The following is a 1,415-nucleotide window of genomic DNA, read 5'->3' as shown; positions in this document are numbered from 1 at the left end:
GCTTGAAGACCCTACGCGGCCTCACGCCCTATCAAGCCATCTGCAAAGCATGGGCCGAGGAGCCGCAGCGTTTCACCGCAAATCCGCACCACCAAATGCCGGGACCAAACATCTAGGACTACTACGGATTGCCGAAGGTCCCGAACTTCGCTGAATCGCCGCTGTTCATTTCCTGAGAGTTCGGGGGGCAGAGAGTGGCAAATTTAGCTGTTGGGCTGGGCAAGCAGTTCTCAACGATTTCTGGCGCCGTTGCGGCGTCACGAGATGGGGACGTCATCTCGATTGATGCCGGGACCTACACAAACGATTTCGCCACCATCAACACGAAGATTACCCTGCAGGGCGTGGGCGGCATGGTGAAGATGGTGGCCACTGCGTCGCCGCCAAACGGCAAGGGGATCCTGGTCACCAACACGGACGTCACCATCAAGGGCCTCGAATTCTCCGGCACCACCGTCCCCGATGGAAACGGGGCTGGCATCCGCTACCAAGCTGGCCACTTGACGGTCATCGAGAGTTACTTCCACCACAACCAGAATGGCATCCTCGCTAACCCCAATGCCATGGGCAGCATCACGATCCGCAGCTCGGAGTTCAGCCAGAACGGCGCCGGGGATGGCTACACCCACAACCTTTACGTCGGCGCCATCAGCTCGCTGACGATCGACAACAGCTACTTCCATGACGCGGTGGTAGGCCATCAGATCAAGAGCCGGGCCTTGGTCACCACCATCACCAACTCGCGCATCGCGGAGGGACAAGGCAACGGCTCCTACAGCGTCGACCTGCCAAATGGCGGCCGCGCGGTGCTGAAGAACAACTTGATTGAGCAGGGAGCACGCTCCGGCAATCCGGTGATCGTGGCCTTCGGTGAGGAGGGCAACCTCCACGCGAGCAACAGTATCGACGTCACCGGCAACACGGTCTCGAACCTCCTAGCCTCCTCGTCCTCGAAGCTCCTATGGAACGCGACATCGGTCACCGCGACGGTGGCGGACAACTGCGTCTTCGGGCTATCGACCAGCCAGTATGGAAGCGGACCGATTGGCTACTCGGGGATGACCGTGCTGACCACGGCGCCCGTGCTCGACACCTCGTCGCCCTGGGCCGCCACCACGGCCCTTGCCCCTGCCCCCGAGCCCACCCCGACCCTCGATCCGGTTTCATCGCCTGCTCCGGAGCCTGCACCGACCCCGACGGATACTTCCAAGGTGACCGGCACCTCCGGCGATGACTCCATCACGCTGTCGGGCGTGGCGAACGGAGTAACGGTAGACCTTGGGGCCGGCAGTGACACGCTGACCCTGTCCTCGGCTGGTCCGAACACGCTGGTCGTCTTCAACACCGAGGTGATCAAGGGCGGCTCGCAGGCCGACACCGTCATGCTCGGCACGGCCATCAGCGGCGGGACGATC

Annotated in this window: 1 protein-coding gene and 1 pseudogene; both read left to right on the top strand. The window is 62.3% G+C overall.

What is annotated here, in order from left to right; genetic code table 11:
- Positions 1-116: pseudogene (locus OF850_RS23320) on the top strand (IS481 family transposase); the annotation flags it as partial.
- A gap of 78 nt (positions 117-194) precedes the next feature.
- On the top strand, positions 195-1,415 hold a 1,221-nt coding region (locus tag OF850_RS23315; protein WP_301592827.1), incomplete at its 3' end, for a right-handed parallel beta-helix repeat-containing protein.

The organism is Sabulicella glaciei (assembly GCF_026183895.1).
GTDB classification, from domain to species: Bacteria; Pseudomonadota; Alphaproteobacteria; order Acetobacterales; family Acetobacteraceae; genus Roseococcus; species Roseococcus glaciei.
The sequence above is the reverse complement of the archived record's forward strand: the minus strand, read 5'-3'. Positions and strand labels throughout refer to the sequence as shown.